This window comes from Pseudomonas sp. KBN12P06040 (assembly GCF_037574965.1).
Lineage (GTDB): Bacteria > Pseudomonadota > Gammaproteobacteria > Pseudomonadales > Pseudomonadaceae > Pseudomonas > Pseudomonas aeruginosa.
The window spans coordinates 385,455-404,367 of sequence record NZ_JBBELS010000001.1 but is presented as its reverse complement, the minus strand read 5'-3'; the positions used below and the strand labels follow the sequence as shown (position 1 = coordinate 404,367).

At 66.7% G+C, this 18,913-nt stretch carries 19 protein-coding genes; 10 read left to right on the top strand and 9 right to left on the bottom strand.

The annotated features are described in order from the left end of the window. Positions 1-224: 224 nt before the first annotated feature. Both VQ067_RS01855 and aphB read left to right on the top strand, forming a co-directional pair. A complete protein-coding gene (locus VQ067_RS01855; protein WP_022581067.1) occupies positions 225-1,619 on the top strand; it encodes an APC family permease in 1,395 nt (464 codons plus the stop codon). Positions 1,620-1,634: 15 nt separating this feature from the next. Further along, positions 1,635-2,669 carry an acetylpolyamine amidohydrolase AphB gene (gene aphB, locus VQ067_RS01850; RefSeq protein WP_022581068.1) on the top strand — a complete coding sequence of 345 codons (1,035 nt, stop codon included), beginning with the start codon at positions 1,635-1,637 and terminating at the stop codon, positions 2,667-2,669. 80 nt (positions 2,670-2,749) lie between these two features. Here aphB and VQ067_RS01845 read toward each other — a convergent pair whose 3' ends face one another. The 4 genes from VQ067_RS01845 to VQ067_RS01830 form a co-directional block, all read right to left on the bottom strand. Continuing rightward, positions 2,750-3,100 carry a NirD/YgiW/YdeI family stress tolerance protein gene (locus tag VQ067_RS01845; protein WP_003084357.1) on the bottom strand — a complete coding sequence of 117 codons (351 nt, stop codon included), beginning with the start codon at positions 3,098-3,100 and terminating at the stop codon, positions 2,750-2,752. An 83-nt stretch (positions 3,101-3,183) separates the two neighbouring features. Then, positions 3,184-4,173, bottom strand: coding sequence for an SdiA-regulated domain-containing protein (locus VQ067_RS01840; protein WP_004364976.1), 990 nt, complete (start codon positions 4,171-4,173; stop codon positions 3,184-3,186). A gap of 98 nt (positions 4,174-4,271) precedes the next feature. Then, positions 4,272-4,937, bottom strand: a complete 666-nt coding sequence (locus VQ067_RS01835) for a fumarylacetoacetate hydrolase family protein (protein WP_003110705.1) — start codon at positions 4,935-4,937, stop codon at positions 4,272-4,274. Between the two features lie 91 nt (positions 4,938-5,028). Continuing rightward, entirely contained in the window at positions 5,029-6,423 is a 1,395-nt protein-coding gene (locus VQ067_RS01830) for an FAD-binding oxidoreductase (protein WP_003084351.1), read from the bottom strand. Between the two features lie 203 nt (positions 6,424-6,626). Between VQ067_RS01830 and serA the strand changes: the two genes are divergently transcribed. Continuing rightward, positions 6,627-7,856 carry a phosphoglycerate dehydrogenase gene (gene serA, locus VQ067_RS01825; protein ID WP_003084348.1) on the top strand — a complete coding sequence of 410 codons (1,230 nt, stop codon included), beginning with the start codon at positions 6,627-6,629 and terminating at the stop codon, positions 7,854-7,856. Between the two features lie 57 nt (positions 7,857-7,913). Here the strand turns inward: serA and VQ067_RS01820 are convergent, their stop codons facing one another. Next, entirely contained in the window at positions 7,914-8,351 is a 438-nt protein-coding gene (locus VQ067_RS01820) for a DUF4399 domain-containing protein (RefSeq protein WP_003084345.1), read from the bottom strand. Between the two features lie 292 nt (positions 8,352-8,643). Here VQ067_RS01820 and VQ067_RS01815 point away from each other — a divergent pair, with 292 nt between their 5' ends. Next, on the top strand, positions 8,644-9,414 hold the full coding sequence (locus tag VQ067_RS01815) for a cystine ABC transporter substrate-binding protein (RefSeq protein WP_003084341.1): 771 nt from the start codon (positions 8,644-8,646) through the stop codon (positions 9,412-9,414). Between the two features lie 71 nt (positions 9,415-9,485). After that, complete coding sequence (locus VQ067_RS01810) at positions 9,486-10,178, top strand: amino acid ABC transporter permease (RefSeq protein WP_003084339.1); 693 nt, start codon at positions 9,486-9,488, stop codon at positions 10,176-10,178. 4 nt (positions 10,179-10,182) lie between these two features. Here the strand turns inward: VQ067_RS01810 and VQ067_RS01805 are convergent, their stop codons facing one another. Beyond that, positions 10,183-10,677 carry a DUF523 domain-containing protein gene (locus VQ067_RS01805; protein ID WP_003084333.1) on the bottom strand — a complete coding sequence of 165 codons (495 nt, stop codon included), beginning with the start codon at positions 10,675-10,677 and terminating at the stop codon, positions 10,183-10,185. Between the two features lie 265 nt (positions 10,678-10,942). Here VQ067_RS01805 and VQ067_RS01800 point away from each other — a divergent pair, with 265 nt between their 5' ends. Beyond that, entirely contained in the window at positions 10,943-11,497 is a 555-nt protein-coding gene (locus tag VQ067_RS01800; RefSeq protein WP_003084327.1) for a DUF6160 family protein, read from the top strand. A gap of 21 nt (positions 11,498-11,518) precedes the next feature. Here VQ067_RS01800 and VQ067_RS01795 read toward each other — a convergent pair whose 3' ends face one another. Next, positions 11,519-12,217, bottom strand: coding sequence for a 2OG-Fe(II) oxygenase (locus VQ067_RS01795; RefSeq protein ID WP_003128868.1), 699 nt, complete (start codon positions 12,215-12,217; stop codon positions 11,519-11,521). A 48-nt stretch (positions 12,218-12,265) separates the two neighbouring features. Between VQ067_RS01795 and VQ067_RS01790 the strand changes: the two genes are divergently transcribed. Further along, on the top strand, positions 12,266-13,018 hold the full coding sequence (locus VQ067_RS01790) for a hypothetical protein (protein ID WP_003084320.1): 753 nt from the start codon (positions 12,266-12,268) through the stop codon (positions 13,016-13,018). A 19-nt stretch (positions 13,019-13,037) separates the two neighbouring features. Here VQ067_RS01790 and VQ067_RS01785 read toward each other — a convergent pair whose 3' ends face one another. After that, positions 13,038-13,979 carry an alpha/beta hydrolase gene (locus VQ067_RS01785; protein WP_015502199.1) on the bottom strand — a complete coding sequence of 314 codons (942 nt, stop codon included), beginning with the start codon at positions 13,977-13,979 and terminating at the stop codon, positions 13,038-13,040. A gap of 76 nt (positions 13,980-14,055) precedes the next feature. Between VQ067_RS01785 and VQ067_RS01780 the strand changes: the two genes are divergently transcribed. Both VQ067_RS01780 and VQ067_RS01775 read left to right on the top strand, forming a co-directional pair. Next, entirely contained in the window at positions 14,056-14,667 is a 612-nt protein-coding gene (locus VQ067_RS01780) for a DUF6436 domain-containing protein (RefSeq protein ID WP_023108702.1), read from the top strand. 104 nt (positions 14,668-14,771) lie between these two features. Then, positions 14,772-15,275: a transcriptional regulator gene (locus VQ067_RS01775; protein ID WP_003110710.1), complete on the top strand. Its 504-nt coding sequence runs from the start codon at positions 14,772-14,774 to the stop codon at positions 15,273-15,275. Here the strand turns inward: VQ067_RS01775 and VQ067_RS01770 are convergent. Then, positions 15,254-16,306 (bottom strand): AraC family transcriptional regulator, encoded by a 1,053-nt coding sequence (locus VQ067_RS01770; RefSeq protein WP_031686310.1) that lies wholly within the window; start codon positions 16,304-16,306, stop codon positions 15,254-15,256. The two genes, VQ067_RS01775 and VQ067_RS01770, sit on opposite strands and share 22 nt — an antisense overlap. A 110-nt stretch (positions 16,307-16,416) precedes the next feature. Here VQ067_RS01770 and hacB point away from each other — a divergent pair, with 110 nt between their 5' ends. Further along, the gene (hacB, locus tag VQ067_RS01765) at positions 16,417-18,804 is read left to right on the top strand and encodes an N-acylhomoserine lactone acylase HacB (protein WP_033990762.1); all 2,388 of its coding nucleotides are present in this window, start codon (positions 16,417-16,419) and stop codon (positions 18,802-18,804) included. Positions 18,805-18,913: the final 109 nt, after the last annotated feature.

The window sequence follows — 18,913 nt, the reverse complement described above, 5'->3', positions numbered from 1 at the left end:
AGCTAGAAATCCAACAAGAACGCTTCCTGAGAACGCCATGAACACTATCGACGCCCCAACGCCCGTGCCCGCACACGCCGCGTGCCCTCTCGTCACTGCCATTTCCACCGACCCGACGGAAACCCCAGCGGTTTTCCACTAGCCCGTCCATTCACCCGGCGCAGGAAAGGTCCGCCCACGCGGCCGCCTGCGGGATCGATACGGCATTTCGCGAGGAGCGGAACATGGCCAGCCAACGCAACAACGGCATCCTCATCGGCGGCAAGCGCCCCGAGTACGTCCACAGCGCCCAGGGCACCGGCCTGCGGCGCATCCTCGGGCTCCCCGCCCTGGTCTTCTTCGGGCTGGTCTACATGGTTCCGCTGACCATGTTCACCACCTACGGGGTAGTCACCGAGATCACCGGCGGTCGCACCGCCAGCGCCTACCTGATCACCCTGGCGGCGATGCTCTTCACCGCCTTTTCCTACAGCTTCATGGTGAAGAAATATCCCATCGCCGGCTCGGCCTATTCCTATACCAGCCTCAGCTTCGGCCCCTGCGTCGGCTTCCTCGCCGGCTGGTCGCTGCTGCTCGACTACCTGTTCCTGCCGATGATCAACTACCTGCTCATCGGCCTGTTCCTCAACATCGCCTTCCCGATGGTGCCGGCCTGGGTCTTCGTGCTCGCGGCGATCGGCCTGGTCACCGTGCTCAACGTGATCGGCATCAGCTCGGTGGCCGGCATGAGCAACGTGATCGTCGGCGCCCAGTTCGTCTTCGCCGTGGTGTTCGTCGCCATGGCGGTCAAGCACCTGGCCGGCATCCCCTCGCTGGACCTGAGCCTGCCCTTCGTCGGCGACGGCAGCCAGCCGGGCTTCGCCCCGTTGATGGCCGGCGCGGCGGTGCTGTGCCTGTCGTTCCTCGGCTTCGACGCGGTCTCGACCCTGGCCGAGGAAACCCGCGACCCGCAACGCGACATCCCGCGCGCCATCGTCATCACCACGGTCGGCGCCGGCCTGCTGTTCACCGTGCTGGCGGTCTTCAGCCAACTGGTGTTCCCCGGCAGCGTATTCCAGGACGCCGAGTCGGCGGCCAACGAAGTGATGCTGGCGGCCGGCGGCAAGTTCCTCGCCAGCTTCTTCACCGCCGCCTACGTCGCCGGCGCCGCCGGCTCGGCGCTGGCCTCGCAGGCCTCGGTGTCGCGCATCCTCTACAGCATGGGCCGCGACGGCATCCTGCCGCGGCGCGTGTTCGGCAGCCTCTCGGAGCGCTTCAAGACGCCAGTGATCGCGATCCTGGTGGTCTCGGTGATTTCCCTGCTGGCGGTGGTCATCGACCTCACCACCCTGGCCTCGATGATCAGCTTCGGCGCGCTGGTGGCGTTCTCCGCGGTGAACCTGGCGGTGATCCGCAGCTACCTGCTGCTCGACGGCCGCCGCGCCCCGCGCGACCTGCTGCGCTACGGGCTGGTGCCGGCCATCGGCCTGGGCCTGACCCTGTGGCTGTGGACCAGCCTCTCGGCGCTGACCCTGGTGATCGGCCTGACCTGGTTCGCCGCCGGCCTCGCCTACCTGGCGTTGCATACCGGCGGTTTCCGCCGCAAGGCGCCGACCGTGACCTTCTCCGAACAGAACTGAGCCCGGGAGCCCGACATGCTGACCATCTACAGCGACGACCATCGCCTGCACCACGGCCGGCACGAACTGATCGGCGGCCAGTTCACCCCCTGCTTCGAAAAACCCAGCCGCGCCGATATGGTCCTCGACCGCGTGAAGGCCGTCGGCCTCGGCGAAGTCCGCGCACCGCGCGACTTCGGCCTGGAACCGATCCGCCGGGTGCACAGCGAGGGTTTCGTGCGTTTCCTGCAGAACGCCTGGCAGGACTGGCTGGCCACCGGCCGCAGCCACGACATGCTGCCGATCGCCTGGCCGACCCGGCGCCTGCGGCAGACGGAGCCGGACAACATCGACGGTCGCCTCGGCTACTACTCCTTCGACGCCGGCGCGCCGATCACCGCCGGGACCTGGCAGGCGATCACCAGTTCGGCCAACGTCGCCCTCAGCGGCCAGTCCGAACTCGCCAACGGCGCGCGCTCGGTATTTTCGCTCTGTCGCCCGCCGGGCCACCACGCCGCGGCCGACTACATGGGCGGCTATTGCTTCTTCAACAATGCCGCCATCGCCGCCCAGGCCTTCCTCGACCGGGGCGCCGGGCGGGTGGCGATCCTCGACGTCGACTACCACCATGGCAACGGCACCCAGGACATCTTCTACGACCGCGCCGATGTGCTGTTCACCTCGATCCACGGCGATCCGCGCTTCGAATACCCCTATTTCCTCGGCTACGCCGACGAGAAGGGCAACGGCGTCGGCACCGGCTACAACTTCAACTACCCACTGGCGGCCGGCAGCGACTGGGCGACCTGGAGCCAGGCGCTGCAGGCGGCGATCCGGCAGATCCAGGCCTATGCGGCGGACGTCCTGATCGTTTCTCTGGGGGTGGATACCTTCAAGGAGGACCCGATTTCCCAGTTCCGCCTGGACAGCCCCGACTACCTGCGCATGGGCGAAGCCATCGGCAAGCTCGGCCTGGCCACGCTGTTCATGATGGAGGGAGGCTACGCGGTGGAGGAAATCGGGATCAACGCAGTGAACGTGCTACAGGGTTTCGAAGGGGTTCACCGGTAAGCCCGCCCGCAACTTCACCCGGTCGGAACGCGAAACGGCCCGCCTCTCTTCCGGGAGGCGGGCCGTTTCGATTCAGGGCCTTACTTGATCACTTCGACGAACTCGACGTCGATCTCGCGGCCGACCAGGTCGCGGTCGACTTCGCCGGTCAGCTTGACCCGGGTCTTGTCGTTGATTTCCATCGGCGGGAAGTCTTCGTCGTCGATCTCCACCTTCATGCTGCCGGTGGCATCGCGGAACTCGTAGATGTCGCCCTTGATGCGCTTGACGATGGTGCCCTGGAGGACCACCGGGGTGTCGTCGGCGGCTTCCAGCGCGGCCTTCACCGTGGTGGTGGTCGGGGTAGCGCCCGGGCCGGTATAGCCGGCGGCCAGGGTGACGGTGGAGAACAGGCCGATGGCAGCGATGAGGGGCAGGTGACGAAGTTTCATGGGTAACGCCTCGTAGTTGGTTTCGATGGGTCCAGGCTACGAAGCCTTGCTGAAACCAGGCTTAATCGGCGCTTAAGCGAAGCTTAATCGGCGTCGCTGGTGGCCAGGCGCTCGCCGCTCTTCTTGCGGAACACGTAGAACAGGTTCGGCTCGCTGACCATGTAGATGGTGCCCTCGTCGTCGATGGCCACCCCTTCGGCGCGCGGGATCTTGCTGTCCAGGCCGTTGAAGCCGCCGAGCAGGCTGATGAAGCTGACCGGTTCGCCCTTCTCGTCCAGCTCCAGCAGCAGATGCGATTCGGCCGACAGCACCAGCGTATGCCCGGTACGCGGGTCGACGCTGAGCGCCGAGACGTTGCGCATGTAAAGGTCGTCGCTCGGTAGCGCGGTCATCGCCCCGCTCAGGCTCGGCCCGCCGTCGCTCTTCCAGCTGAACAGGGTCATCGGATCGCGCTCCTTGCTCAGCAACAGACGCTGCTGGCGCGGATCCCAGGCGATGCCCTCGAAGCCCTTGTTCTTCTTGCCGATATTGCCCAGCGGGAATTCGGCCAGGCTCTTGGTGCTCAGTTCGGCGGTCTGCGGGTCGACATGGAAGATGGTCAGGGTATTGCGGCGCTCGTCGGTCACCGCGACGTTGCCGTTCTCCAGCACCGCCACGCCTTCGGGATTGCTCAGGCCGAGCAGCGGGATGGTGCGCAGCACGTCGCCGGTGAGCGACAGCTCCACCAGCAGCGGCCGCTTGCCGGTAACGGTGAACAGGGTCCTGGTTGCCGGGTTGTAGGCCAGGTCCGAGGTTTCTTCCTCCTCCAGGCCCTGCAACGGCTTGGCGTCGATCACCACCCGATAGCCCGGCAGCCAGATGCTGTCGTCGCGCTGCTGCTGGCTGGCCTGGCTTTCCTTCCACCAAAGGCCGGCGCGATCGTCCCAATGCATGACGATGGTCAGCACCACGCCGACGAGCACGACGAACGCCGGCAGCAGCCAGCGGAAACGGGGAAGCTTGGAGGCAAGGGACATGGGCGAGGCTCGACTGTTTGGCCAGGTGTTTTCTTGGGCGTCGCCATGAAAGGGCATTGCCCCCGGCCTGTCAATCGAAGCGTCGCCCAGCCGACCGACAGTCGCTTCCGCTGCCGGCGCTAGGGAGGTCGGCCGCCCCCGGCGGCCGCAGCGGTTCAGAGCACGCGGGTCTCGAAACGGCTGGCGCCCGGCAATTCGAGCAGCAACTCGTCGCCGCTGTTCAGCGGCCCGACCCCGGACGGCGTGCCGGTCAGCACCACATCGCCGGCCTGTAGCGAGAAATGCCCGGCGATGTGCTGGATCAGCGGCACGATCGGATTGAGCATGTCGCGGCTGTTGCCGTCCTGGCGCACCTCGCCGTTGATGGTCAGGCGGATGCCGATGTCGGTCGGGTCGGGAAACTGGTCGGCGTTCACGAACGGCGACAGCACGCCGGCGCCATCGAAGCTCTTTGCCAGCTCCCAGGGCAGGCCCTTTTCCTTCAGTTTCGCCTGGACCTCGCGCAAGGTCAGGTCCAGCGCCGGCGCATAGCCGGAGATCGCGTCGAGGACCTCCTCGCGGTTCGGCTTGCGCGACAGCGGCTTGCCGATCAGCACGGCGATTTCCGCCTCGTAGTGTACCGAGCCGCGCTCCTGCGGCAGGCTCAGCCCGCCGCTCACCGGCACCACGCAGGAGCCGGGCTTGATGAACAGCAGCGGCTCGGTGGGAACCGGGTTGTTCAGTTCCTTGGCGTGTTCGGCGTAGTTGCGCCCGACGCAGACCAGCTTGCCCAGGGGGAAGTGGATCGGGGTGCCGTCGATATATTGATGCTGGTAACTCATTTACCGACTCCTGAACGGGTGGAAGGGCATCCGTGGCGCCCGCCACAGACGAGAAGGGCCGGATGACCGGCCCTCTGCGTTGCGAAACCTGCTACTCGGCGAAGATCTTGCCGGGATTCATGATCCCGTTGGGGTCGAACACCGCCTTCAGTGCCTTCATATAGGCAATTTCGGTTTCCGAGCGGGTGTAGGTCAAGTAATCGCGCTTGGTCATGCCCACGCCATGCTCGGCGGAAATCGAGCCGTTGTACTTCTCGACGGTCTCGAACACCCACTTGTTGACGGTCGCGCACCTGGCGAAGAACTCGTCCTTGCCGAGGTTTTCCGGCTTGAGGATGTTCAGGTGCAGGTTGCCGTCGCCGATGTGGCCGAACCACACCACCTCGAAGTCCGGGTAGTTGGCCTCGACGATGGCGTCGATGTCCTTGAGGAAGGCGGGCACCCGGGAAACCGTGACCGAGATGTCGTTCTTGTACGGCGTCCAGTGGGAGATGGTCTCGGAGATGTACTCGCGCAGCTTCCACAGGTTCTGCAACTGCTGCTCGCTCTGGCTCATCACCCCGTCCAGCACCCAGCCCTGCTCGACGCAGTGCTCGAAGGTGGCCAGCGCCTCGTTGGCGACTTCCTCGGTGGTCGCCTCGAACTCCAGCAGGGCGTAGAACGGGCAGTCGGTTTCGAACGCCCGTGGTACATCGCCACGGGCCAGGACCTTGGCCAGGGCCTTGTCGGAGAAGAACTCGAAGGCGGTCAGGTCGAGCTTGCTCTGGAAGGCATGCAGCACCGGCATGATCGAGTCGAAGTCGGGCGTGCCGAGGACCATAGCGGTGAGGTTCTTCGGCGTGCGCTCCAGGCGCATGGTCGCCTCGACCACGAAGCCCAGGGTACCTTCGGCGCCGATGAACAGCTGGCGCATGTCGTAGCCGGTGGCGTTCTTGATCAGGTCCTTGTTCAGCTCGAGCAGGTCGCCCTTGCCGGTGACGACCTTCATCCCGGCCACCCAGTTACGGGTCATGCCGTAGCGAATGACCTTGATCCCGCCGGCATTGGTGCCGATATTGCCGCCGATCTGGCTGGAACCGGAAGAAGCGAAGTCAACCGGGTAGTACAGGCCGTTTTCCTCGGCGAAGGTCTGCAGTTGCTTGGTAACCACGCCGGGCTGGCAGACCACGGTGCGGTCGAAGGCATTGAAGTCGAGGATCCGGTTCATGTAGTCGAAGGCCACCACGACTTCGCCGTTGGCCGCCACGGCCGCGGCGGAGAGCCCGGTACGGCCGCCCGACGGGACCAGACCGACCTTGTGCTGGTTGGCCCAGCGGACGATCGCCTGGACCTGCTCGACGCTCTTGGGGAACACGATGGCCAGCGGCGCAGGGGCGAAATGCTTGGTCCAGTCCTTGCCGTAGGCGTCCAGGGAGGCGGCGTCGTCGAGCAGCTTGCCAGGCTCGACCAGGGGCTTGAGCGATTCGATCAGGGCTTCGCGGGTCATTCGGGAACTCTCAAATGATTCATGGTCGCCCTGAGAACAACTCAGGTCGCAACCGGGCAAGGAAAAGGGAGAACATGCTAGCATACGCCCCCCGCGCTTAGTGCCTCTGGGCGCCGAGTTGCGGGTGCCGGCCAGCGCCGGCCGGACCCGCTTCGCGCAGTTCGCTTTCCAGCCACTTCCTCCGGGACAACAGGTTTACGCAGATGAGCAAGACCTCTCTCGACAAGAGCAAGATCAAGTTCCTTCTTCTCGAAGGTGTCCACCAGAACGCCGTGGACACGCTGAAGGCCGCCGGCTACACCAATATCGAGTACCTCAAGACCGCGCTTTCCGGCGATGAGCTGAAGGAAAGGATCGCCGATGCGCACTTCATCGGCATTCGCTCCCGCACCCAGCTGACCGAAGAGGTCTTCGACTGCGCGAAGAAACTGATCGCGGTCGGCTGCTTCTGCATAGGCACCAATCAGGTCGACCTCAACGCCGCTCGCGAACGCGGTATCGCCGTGTTCAACGCGCCCTACTCGAACACCCGCTCTGTGGCTGAGCTGGTACTGGCCGAGGCGATCCTGCTGCTGCGCGGCATCCCGGAAAAGAACGCTTCCTGCCATCGCGGCGGCTGGATCAAGAGCGCGGCGAACTCCTTCGAGATCCGTGGCAAGAAGCTCGGCATCGTCGGCTACGGTTCGATCGGCACCCAGCTCTCGGTACTCGCCGAGGCCCTGGGCATGCAGGTGTTCTTCTACGACACCGTGACCAAGCTGCCGCTGGGCAACGCGGTGCAGATCGGCAGCCTGCACGAGCTGCTGGGCATGTCCGACATCGTCTCGCTGCACGTTCCCGAACTGCCCTCCACCCAGTGGATGATCGGCGAGAAGGAAATCCGCGCGATGAAGAAGGGCGGCATCCTGATCAACGCCGCGCGCGGCACCGTGGTCGAGCTGGACCATCTGGCCGCCGCGATCAAGGATGAGCACCTGATCGGCGCCGCCATCGACGTGTTCCCGGTCGAGCCGAAATCCAACGACGAGGAATTCGCCAGCCCGCTGCGTGGCCTGGACCGGGTGATCCTGACCCCGCACATCGGCGGCTCCACCGCCGAGGCACAGGCCAACATCGGCCTGGAAGTGGCGGAGAAGCTGGTCAAGTACAGCGACAACGGCACCTCGGTGTCCTCGGTCAACTTCCCCGAAGTGGCCCTGCCGTCGCACCCGGGCAAGCACCGCCTGCTGCACATCCACGCCAACATCCCCGGCGTGATGAGCGAGATCAACAAGGTCTTCGCCGACAACGGCATCAACGTTTCCGGCCAGTACCTGCAAACCAACGATAAGGTCGGCTACGTGGTGATCGACGTCGACGCCGAGTACTCCGACCTGGCCCTGGAGAAACTCCAGCAGGTCAACGGCACCATCCGTAGCCGCGTGCTGTTCTAAGGTAGCGTCCGGCGGAAAGGAAAAAGGAGGCCCAGCGGCCTCCTTTTTTCGTTTCCGTCACTTGACGGTAACGGTGATCTTCTCCGACTCCACGGTCGGCTCCAGCGGCACGTGGTTCTTGTCGCCCACCAGCAGTTGCAGGGTGTGCTTGCCCGGCGGCAGGGTGATCTCGGTTTCGGTCTGGCCCTTGCCGAAGTGGCGGATGTTGTCGGTCATCGGCAGCGGCAGGTTCATCGCCGGCTGCTCCTTCAGGTCCACCAGCAGGTGATGGTGGCCGGTATCCGGCATGTCGACGCCGGCCGGCGCCACGCCCATGCCTTTCAGGCCGAATTTCACGGTGAAGGTCTTGTCGACGGTTGCACCATCGGCCGGCGTGATGAAATACACTTTCGCCCCTTCGGGCGCCTTAGTCCGGGGCAGGTCGGCAGCCATCAGGCTGGCGGATGCGCCGAACATCAGGGCGGCTAGACCGAGGCAAGGCAATGTCACTCTCATGGGAGTCTCCTGTTTTCACTTCCGTTAGCACCCGGGAAACGCCACTGGACGGAATTTCCCCGGCACTCTTCGTGCCTTCCGAATCAGGGAAAGGCATCGCTGGCACAGCGATTTCCACTGCGAAGCCCGTGTTAGAGCGGCGCTCGCGCACATAATCCGGGTCAATGCCCGCAACCCCTGGAAAGACCGCATGCAACCCAGTAGGTTCGCGATTGTCCAGGACGCGGGCCCGGCTAAGCTGAACGAACAGCATAGGCCCGACCGACGTTCATTCCCACCCGAGGAGTACTACATGCGATTTCTGCCCCGCCTGCTGATGCTGGTATCCCTGGCCGCTCCGCTGGCCCATGCCGAGCTGCTCGACGACGTCCACCAGCGCGGCGCCCTGCGCATCGCCCTGGAGGGCACCTATCCGCCGTTCAACTTCAAGCAGGGCGGCAAGCTCACCGGCTTCGAGACCGAACTGGGCGAACTGCTGGCCGCCGAGCTGGAGGTCAAGCCGGAATTCGTCACCACCGAATGGAGCGGCATCCTCGCCGGCCTGCAGAGCGGCAAGTACGACATCGCGCTGAACCAGGTCTCGGTGAACGAGCAGCGGCGCAAGGTCTTCGACTTCAGCGAGCCGTACACCATCTCCAGCGCCCAGTTGATCGTGCGCGCCGACGACACCCGCCAGTTCAGGTCGCTGGAAGACCTCAAGGGCCTCAAGCTCGGCGTCGGCCAGGGCACCAACTACGCCGACCTGGCGAAGTCGGTGGCCGGCGTCAACGTGCGCACCTATCCGGGCGCCCCGGAATACCTGCAGGACCTGGCCAGCAAGCGTATCGACGCGGCGCTCAACGACCGCCTGCTGATCCCCTTCGCCATCCGCGAGGCCAAGCTCCCGGTCAAGCCCGGCGCGGCGGTGGGACCGGTGGCGAACATGGCGATTCCCTACCGGAAGAACAACCCGAAGTTCGGCGAGGCGCTGAACGCGGCGCTGGAGAAGATCAAGGCCGACGGCCGCTTCGCCAAGCTCTCGGAAAAGTGGTTCGGCCTGGACGTCAGCCAGCCGCCGAAGTGAGTTCCCGCCCGAACGGGGGAAGCGGCCGCGTCCGAGGGACGCGGCCGTCGTGTTTGTCGATGGAGTGTTGAATGAATTCGCTGCAGAAATTGCTCGAATGGCTCGCCAACCTGGTCGAGCTGCTCGGGATGGCCTGGCCCTTCCTGCTCCAGGGCGCGATGTATACCGTGCTGTTCGCCGCGGTATCGATGGTCCTGGGCCTGATCCTCGGCTTCAGCGTCGCGGTGGTCCGGGTGACCAAGGTGCCGGTGGTCTCGCAGATCGCCGCGGTCTACGTCAGCGCCTTCCGCGGGACGCCACTGCTGGTGCAGATCTTCGTCCTGTACTACGGGCTGCCGAGCGTCGGCATCGAGTTCACCCCGGTCACCGCGGGCATCCTGGCGCTGACCCTGAATGTCGCGGCCTATCTCTCGGAGTCCATGCGCGGGGCGATCCTCGGCATCGACAAGGGACAATGGGAAGCCGGGCTCTCGGTCGGCCTGACCTGGGGCCAGACCCTGTGGAACATCATCACTCCGCAGGCCCTGCGCCTGGCGGTGCCGAGCCTGTCGAACAGCCTGATCAGCCTGATCAAGGACACTTCGCTGATCTCCGTGATCACCGTGACCGAGCTGATGCTGGCGACCAAGGAGGTCATCGCCGAGACCTTCCAGCCGCTGCCGCTCTATCTCGCTGCCGCCGGGATCTACTGGCTGCTTTCGGCGCTCTTCGAGCGTGTGCAGAAAGCCCTGGAGAACCGCCTGACCGCGCCGCTGCGGCGCTGAGCGTTCAGCCGCCGGCGTCGAGGCCGGCCAGGCAGACCGCGGCGCGGTCCAGCTCGTCTTCGTTGAAGACCAGCACGCCCATGCGCTTGAGGGCGGCGGCGGTCACGCCCTCGCCGGCGACCCGGCTGCCGTTGAAGCGCCCGTCGTAGTTCTCCAGGTTGCCGCAGGAAGGACTGCGCGCCTTGAGCACGGCCATCCGGATGTCATGGCGGCGGACCAGCTCCACTGCCGCCTCCGCACCCAGCAGGAATGCTTCGCTGACATCCTCGCCGTCGACGGTGAAGACCCGGTTCAGCCGGTCCAGCACTTCGCCGCCCTGGCCGCCGGGGATCTCCGCTGGCGGGCGGGGCGTCGGCAGGCCGCCGGCGACCTCCGGGCAAAGGGCGACGATCCGCCCCTGCGCATGCCAGCGCGAGAGCAGGTCGAACGGGCCATGGCTGCCACCGTCGTAGCGCACCAGGTGGCCCAGCAGGCAACGGCTGACCAGAACCTTCTGCATGGATGCTCCACCCCTTTGACAGGCACACAGAGTAGCCTGCCGCTCACCGATGGTCACGCCCGGTAACAGTAGCCGGGAAGCACCGGGGAAACCCGCCCTCGACCCAACCGGAGTTAGGCCTCGCGGTAGCGCTCCAGCGCCCGTATGGCGGGGACCAGGGCTATTTCTTGCCGATCCTTAGGATAGAACTGCGGGCGGCCCATGGCGAACCTCCGCCGCCCCGAGCAGACTGGCTTCCCGCGCAACCGCGAAGGACCCGCCCGTCATGCTCCCGACCCGCTCGCTTCTACCGTTTTTCCTGGCCCCCGCGCTGCTCGCCAGCGCTGCCAGCCAGGCGGCCATGGAGGCCCTGGACAACGACAGTCTCAGCCAGGTCACCGGCCAGGCCGGCATCAGCCTGCGCCTGGACCTGCGCGCCGGCGCGGCCAGGGTCGCCTGGGTGGACGACGGCGGCAGCCTCTCGCTGCGCAACCTGGTGATCGACAACGGCTGCGTGAAGGCCGGCGACTGCCCGGACGGGCGCGGCGGCAACATCCCCCTGGGCGCCGCCCAGCTCGGCCTGAGCCTGCCGATCTTCGGCGTCGAGCAGCCGACCCTGGCACTGGACGTGACCACCGGCAGCGGCGGCGGGCAGCAACTGGCGATCAGCCTGCCGGACCTCGCCACCATCAACGACCAGTTGATCGCCAGCGGCCTGCCGGCGCAGCGCATCCGCCTGCGGGTGGCCAGCGACCTGTACATCGGCGACAACTCGATCGGCCGCATCGAACTGCGCGACATCACCGACCTGCGCGGCACGATCAAGGTCTGGGGTCACTGAGGCGGCGACCCCGCCGAGGGTTCAGGAGAGTTGCAGGAGGGATTCGTTGCGCCGGCGGAACCAGCCGGTCAGCGACAGCCGGTCGCGGCTGGCGGGCAGGACTTCGTGCTCGGTGCCGGCGGACATGAACACCACCAGGCTACCGCCCGTCGGCTGGATGTCCACCTGCCGCTGCGGCAGGTGCAGGCGCAGCGCGCCGCCATGCTCGGGCAACCAGGCATCGTTGAGGTAGAGAACCGCGGAGACGGTGCGTGCGTCGTCGTCGCGGAAACGATCGACATGCTTCTGGTAATAGGCGCCCGGCGGGTACAGCGCGAAGTGGCACTCGAAATCCTCGAGGCCGAGGAACAGCGAGGCGTTGAGCGCCTGGCGCAAGCTGTCCATCACCCCCAGGTATTCGTCGCAGGCCACGGATTCTCCGGGCTCCAGCCATTGCGTGAGGTCGCCGCGGATGCCTTCGCGGATCACCTGGCCGTCGCCGCGGCCGATCGCCGCCGGGGTCAGGTCGCCCGCGACCGCACGGGTGCGGCACTCTTCGGCCAATCTGGTGGTCAGACGCTCAGGCATGAAGATGCTCTGGTGCGACCAGCCCTGGTCGACCAGTTCATCGACGATGCGATGCAGGAGTGGATGATTGACGTTGATGTGCATTGTCCATTGTAGCGTGCCGCCCCGGTGTCTCGACAAGCGGTCCGCCGCATGTCGACAATAGCGCCCCATGGACGGCACCACCCGAACGACGAGGCTTTCGCCGCCAAAGGAGTATCAATGCGCGCTTTGCTCGCCTTCGCTTTACTGCTGGTTGGTCTGCCCGCCCTGGCCGACCCTTATCAACGCCTGTACCAGGCCGCTGGCTGGCCCGACCAGCGCGCGCATTTCAGCGATGCCCTGGACGCGGCGCAGAAGCGCTACCAGGACAAGCTGCCACCCGCGCTCTACCAGACCCTGGTGGACAACAGCAATCGCCGCTTCGCCCCGGCCGAAGTCGACCAGCGCGCCCTCAACGGCCTGCGCGAGAACCTGCCGGACAGCGCCAGCCCGCTGAATTTCTTCGAGTCGCCGCTGGGACGCAAGGTGGTCGCCGCCGAGGTGCTCGCCACCCGCCGCGACCAGTTGCTCCAGCACAGCAACGGCCTGCCGCGGCAGACCGCCAGCGAGCCACGCCGGGCCCTGGTCAAGCGCCTGGCCCAGGTCCTTCCGGCCCGAGAGGCCGGTGCGGAAGTCAGCCTGGCCCTGGCCGGGGTCGCCGCCGACAGCCTCAGCCAGATGCTTCCGGGCCTCCCCGGCCTGCTTGGCGGCGGACAGACCGGCCAGTTGCTGGAAGGCCAGCGCCAGCGCCTGGTGCAGCAGATCGGCGCGGACCTGGAGAACACCCTGCTGTATGTCTACCGCGATCTCTCCGACGCGGAACTCACCCAGTACGTGAACTTCGCCGAGTCGCCGGCCGGCCGCAGCTACTACCAGGCGGCCCTGGCGGCGCTGAAAGCCGGCCTGGCGGTGGACCAGGCGGTCGCCCCCTGATCGCCGCGGGGCCTGGAACTCAGGCCCCCAGCGCGTCGCTCAGGAAATCGAAATAGCGCCGCCGCAGCCCCTCGCTTTCGTTCGCCAGGTGATGGCGCGCCTCTTCCAGCAACAGTATCCGCGGCTCGTCGAATTTCTCCCGCAGCACCTTCAGGCCATGGCGCCAGTCCACCGTCTCGTCGGACTCGCCCTGCACCACCAGGGGGCTCAGGGCACGCCGAGGCGCCCGCTCGATGCGCGGCACCCAGCGGGTCAGCGCGCCGACCCAGGCGGTCGGCAGGGTGCGCGGCTGCAACGGATCGTGCTCGCGGAGGAAGTCGAGGAACTGCGGATCGCTGGAGTTCTCCGAGAAGCGCCGCGGGATCGAATCGACGAAAGGACTCAGCAGGCGGTAGCTGAGCTTCGACCAGCCCCAGGCGCGCGGACGCACCAGCGGCGCCAGGAGAATCGTCTCGCCCAGCTCGGGACGTTCGCCGCCGTGCAGCAGGTAGTCCAGCAGGATCGCCCCGCCGGTGCTTTGTCCGCAGAGGTGCCAGGGCGCCGCCAGGTCGAGTTCGGCAGCCTGGCCCAGCAGGCCCTTGAACACCGCCTGGTATTCGGCGAAGTCGCGGATGCTGGCCCGCTCGCCTTCGGACAGGCCATGCCCCGGCAGGTCGCAGGCGAGCACCGAGAAGCCCATGCCCAGCGCCCAGTCGACCACGTGCCGATACAGTCCCATGTGGTCGTAATAGCCATGCATCAGCAACAGGCTGCCGCGCGCTTCCGGCAGCAGCCAGGCCTGCACCGCCAGGCGGCGCCCATCGACCGCCATGCTGCCGAGCCGCGCTTGCAGGCGCGGATGGTGGGAGCGCAGGTCCAGGCCGTAGTAGGCCTGGTAGGCGAGGACGGCGGCGTCCGCCTCGGCCGCGGCCAAGGGTCGCAGGTGCTGGCGCAGGTAATCGGGGTTGAAGGCTTCTGACATCGGCGGTTCCGGGCTGCAATCGATTCGTGGCCGGGCCACGGGCGAAACCCAGGGATATTCAGCTGCGCGCGAACACATGGCAAGCTTGGCACCCGTTTTCCGTGTGAATGCCATGACTCCCCGCCGCAAGACGCTCCTCGTCAGCCTGGTCGGCCTGCTCTGGGCCGGCGGCCTGCTCGCCGCCTACTGGTGGTTCGAGATCCGCTACATCCGTCCGTTCAGCGAGCAGACCACCCTGTTCTCCGGCGACAGCCTGCGCCTGCCGGCCGAGCTGGCCGGGCCGGGGCCGATCCGCCTGGTGCATTTCTGGGACCCGGCCTGCCCCTGCAACGTCGGCAACCAGCAGCACCTCGGCGAGCTGATCGAACGCTTCGCCGGCAAGGGCGTGGAGTTCCATGTCCTGCAGAAGCCTGGCAGCCAGGGCCGCCTGCCGGACAACCTGGCCGCCCTGCGCCCCCTCGCCGGTCTGCCCGGTTCCGAGCAGTTGCCGGCCAGCCCGGCCGTGGCGATCTGGAACCGCGACGGCCGCCTGGCCTACTTCGGCCCCTATAGCGAGGGCGCGGTATGCACCTCCAGCAACAGCTTCATCGAACCGATCCTCGAAGCGCTGCTGCAGGGACGTCCGGTGGATGCCACCCATACCCTCGCCGTGGGTTGCTACTGCCCCTGGACCCCGGAAAAAGGCTGACCTGGCTCAACACCGGGCCTTCCGGAGGGGGCGCCGGAAGGCGTAGCGGCTACACTGCCCGGGTCGGCCCACGAGGGGCCGTTGCCGAACCAAGGAGTCGCTGCATGTCCCTACGTCCCACCCTCGCCCTGCTCGCCCTCGTCAGCCTGCCGCTGATGGCCGCCCAGAACGACCCTCAGCCCAGCAGCAAGGAACTGATGAAGGAGCACCAGGCGCAGATCCAGAACGACCTGGCCGACGTCGACTACAAGCGCAAGCGCATCGTCGAGGCCAACATGAACCTCACCGACCAGGAAGGCGAGAAGTTCTGGCCAATCTACAACACCTACCGCACCGAGTCGGACAAGCTCAGCAAGGAAACCCTCAGGCTCCTGCTCGACTACGCCCAGGCTTACAACAGCGGCAACGTCAGCGACGACCAGGCGAGCAAGCTGATCGAGCGTGTCGACGACCTCCAGGAGGACCGTCTGGAACTGCGCGACAAGTACGTCAAGCGCATCGCCAAGAACGTCTCGCCCAAGCGCGCCATGCGCTTCCTGCAGATCGAGATCCAGCTCGACGCCATCGCCACCCTGGAGATCGGCCGTCAGGTACCGCTGGTCGAGTAACCCTCTTCCCGCTTCGCCAGCCGCGCCCTGTATTGCTCCGGGGGCGCGGCGTGCCAGCGGCGAAAGGCCCGGTAGAACGGCGACAGCTCGGCGAACCCGCAAGCCTTGGCCACCTCGCGGATGGCGCGACCGGCCAACAGCATCTCGCTCGCCCGCTGCCGGCGAACCTCATCGCGAACCTGCCGGAAACTCGCTCCCCCAGCGGCCAGCGCACGCTGCAAGGCACCGCTGCCAAGACCCAGCTCCGCCGCGCACTGGCGCAAGCCATAGCCCTCCCCGAGGCGCAGCTCGATCAGGTAGCGCACGCGATTGAGCAAGCGGTTCTCGCTGAGTTCGCGGGACTGTTCTTCCGCGTGGCGGGTCAGCACGTCATGCATGTCCGGATTGGCGTTGCGCGAAGGACGCCGCAGCAAGGCGGCGGAAAACACCAGGGCATCGTGCGGCCGCGAGAACAGCGGCAGCCTGCCGAACAACCGGCGGTGTTCGCCCAGCCGCGACGGGGCTCGGTGGCGGAACTCGATGCGCTCGGCGACGAACTCGTCGTCGCTGATCAGCGCCAGCAGCTTGAGGAACAGCAGCATCAGGCATTCGATCTGCTGGCGCAGCGAGGCATAGCCCAGGTAGTTGATGTCGAGGATCAGCCTTGCCGTTTCCCCTTCGACCTCGAGGCGCGCGGCGAAACCGCCGGAGAGAATGTGCTGGAAACGCACGAAGCTGCGCAGCGCCTCCTCCAGGTCGCGCGCGGACAGCAGCAGGTAGCCGACCACATCGAGCAGGCGCGGCTTCATTGCCTCGCCCAGGTGCAGGCCGATGTCGGCATCGCCGGTCACCGCCGCCAGCTCGGTCCAGAACAACGGGGCGTTGTCATGCACCAGGCGGCCGCCCAGGGTCGGCGGCGGCAGCGGGATACGCCGGTAGACGCTGCGGTAGACGCGGGTGGGGTCGAGCCCGAGGGCGTCCAGGGCTTCATACAACAGACGCCGCAACGTGGCGGAATGGGTCAGGGGGCTGGTAGACGGGTCGTCCTGCATGGCGGCTCCTCGCGATTGACCAAAGACTTCCAGGGCCCGAGCATTCGGTCAATGCCGCAGGCCGGCGGCATCCGCAGAATGCTCGGCACTACAACAAGGAGAAAGGATCGATGAAACGCACCCTGACCGTGATCGCCGTGGCGGTCGCCGCCGCGGCTGCCGGCGGCGCCTGGTACCTCCATGCCAAGCAGCCGCTCCGCAACGGCTCGCTCGCCCTGGCCCACCTGCAGGCGCCGGTCGACGTGCGCTACGACGAGCGCGGGGTTCCGCACCTGTACGCGCAGAACCAGACCGACCTCTACCGCGCCCTCGGCTACGTGCACGCCCAGGACCGCCTGTTCCAGATGGAAATGCTGCGGCGCCTGGCGCGCGGCGAGCTGGCCGAAGTGCTCGGAGCCAAGCTGGTGGATACCGACCGTCTGTTCCGCACCCTGCGCATCCGCGACCACGCCGCCGAATACAGCGCCCGCCAGGACAAGCAGTCGCAGCCCTGGAAGGTGCTGGAGGCCTATCTGGACGGGGTCAACCAGTTCCAGGAAAACAACCCGGCGCCGCTCGAATTCGACCTGCTGGGCATACCCAGGCGTCCCTTCACCCCCGAAGACACCCTGAGCATCGCCGGCTACATGGCCTACAGCTTCGCCGCCGCCTTCCGCACCGAGCCGGTGCTGACCTACATCCGCGACGAACTGGGCAGCGACTACCTGCGCATCTTCGATCTCGACTGGCATCCGCAGGGCGTGCTGACGCCCTCCGGCGCACTGGGCGCCGGCGACTGGAAGGACCTCGGCGCCCTCGCCCGTCTCAGCCAGCAGGTCCTGGAGGACGCCGGCCTGCCGCAGTTCGAGGGCAGCAACGCCTGGGTCGTCGCCGGCAGCCGCACCGCCAGCGGCAAGCCCCTGCTGGCCGGCGACCCGCATATCCGCTTCGCCGCGCCGGCAGTATGGTACGAGGCCCAGCTGAGCGCGCCCGGCTTCGAACTCTATGGCCACTACCAGGCGCTCAACCCTTTCGCCTCGCTGGGCCACAACCGCGCGTTCGGCTGGAGCCTGACGATGTTCCAGAACGACGACCTCGACCTGGTCGCCGAGAAGGTCAACCCGGACAACCCCAACCAGGTCTGGTACCAGGGCAAATGGGTCGACCTGCAGAGCGAGGAGCAGGAAATCGCGGTCAAGGGCGCCGCCCCGGTGAAGCTCACCCTGCGCCGCTCGCCCCACGGTCCGATCGTCAACGACGCGCTCGGCGCCAGCTCCGGCAAGACCCCGATCGCCATGTGGTGGGCTTTCCTCGAGACCGAGAACCCGGTGCTCGACGCCTTCTACCAGCTGAATCGCGCCGATACCCTGGCCAAGGCCCGCGCGGCGGCCTCGAAGATCCATTCGCCAGGACTCAACCTGGTCTGGGCCAATGCCGCCGGCGATATCGGCTGGTGGGCCTCGGCGGCCCTGCCGAAGCGGCCGGAGGGAGTGAACCCGAGCTTCATCCTCGACGGCAGCAAGGGCGAGGCGGACAAGTCCGGCTTCTATCCGTTCGCCGACAACCCGCAGGAGGAAAACCCGGCGCGCGGCTACATCGTCTCCGCCAACTTCCAGCCGGTCCCGGCCAATGGCCGGCCGATTCCCGGCTACTACAACCTGGCGGACCGCGGCCAGTGGCTGGATACCCAACTGGCCGACCGCGGCACCAAATGGAACCTGGACAACAGCCGCGCGCTGCAACTCGGCAATCGCACCGGCTACGCGCCACGCCTGCTCGCACCCTTGCTGCCGGTCCTGCGCGAGGTGGTCGACGACGCAGAAGGCAAGCGCCTGGTCGAGCAACTGGCGGCCTGGAACGGCGACTACCCGGTCGACTCGACCGCCGCCACGCTGTTCAACCAGTTGCTGTTCCAGATTGCCGAGAGCGCCTTGCACGACGAACTGGGCGATGCCTTCTTCGACAGCCTGATCGCCACCCGCGCCATCGACAGCGCGCTGCCTCGGCTGGCTGCCGACGCCGACTCGCCCTGGTGGGACGACCGCCGCACAGAACGCCGGGAAACCCGCGCGGATATCGTCAGGGCCGCCTGGAACGCCTCCCTCGCGCATCTGCGCGGCACCCTCGGCAACGACCCGTCCGGCTGGCTGTGGGGCAAGGCGCATACCCTGACCCACGAGCACGCCCTGGGCCAGCAAGCGCTGCTCAAGCGCCTTCTCAACGTCGGTCCGTTCGCCGCCCCCGGCACCCACGAGGTACCGAACAACCTGTCGGCGAAGATCGGCCCGGCCCCCTGGGCGGTCACCTACGGCCCATCGACCCGGCGCCTGGTGGACTTCGCCGACCCGACCCACAGCCTTGGCATCAACCCGGTCGGGCAGAGCGGCGTGCCCTTCGACGGCCACTACGACGACCAGGCCGAGGCCTACATCGAGGGCCACTACCTGCCGCAGCACTACGAGGAAAACGAGGTGAAGGCGAACAGCAAGGGCGTGCTGGTGCTGGAACCGAAGCGCTGAGCCGGCCGGCGGAGCATCCGCCCGGCGTGGCGTAGGGCGAGTAACCGGATGGTGGTTGTCCGCCGGATACAACAGGGTATCGGCGGATAACACCTCGGGCGTTATTCGT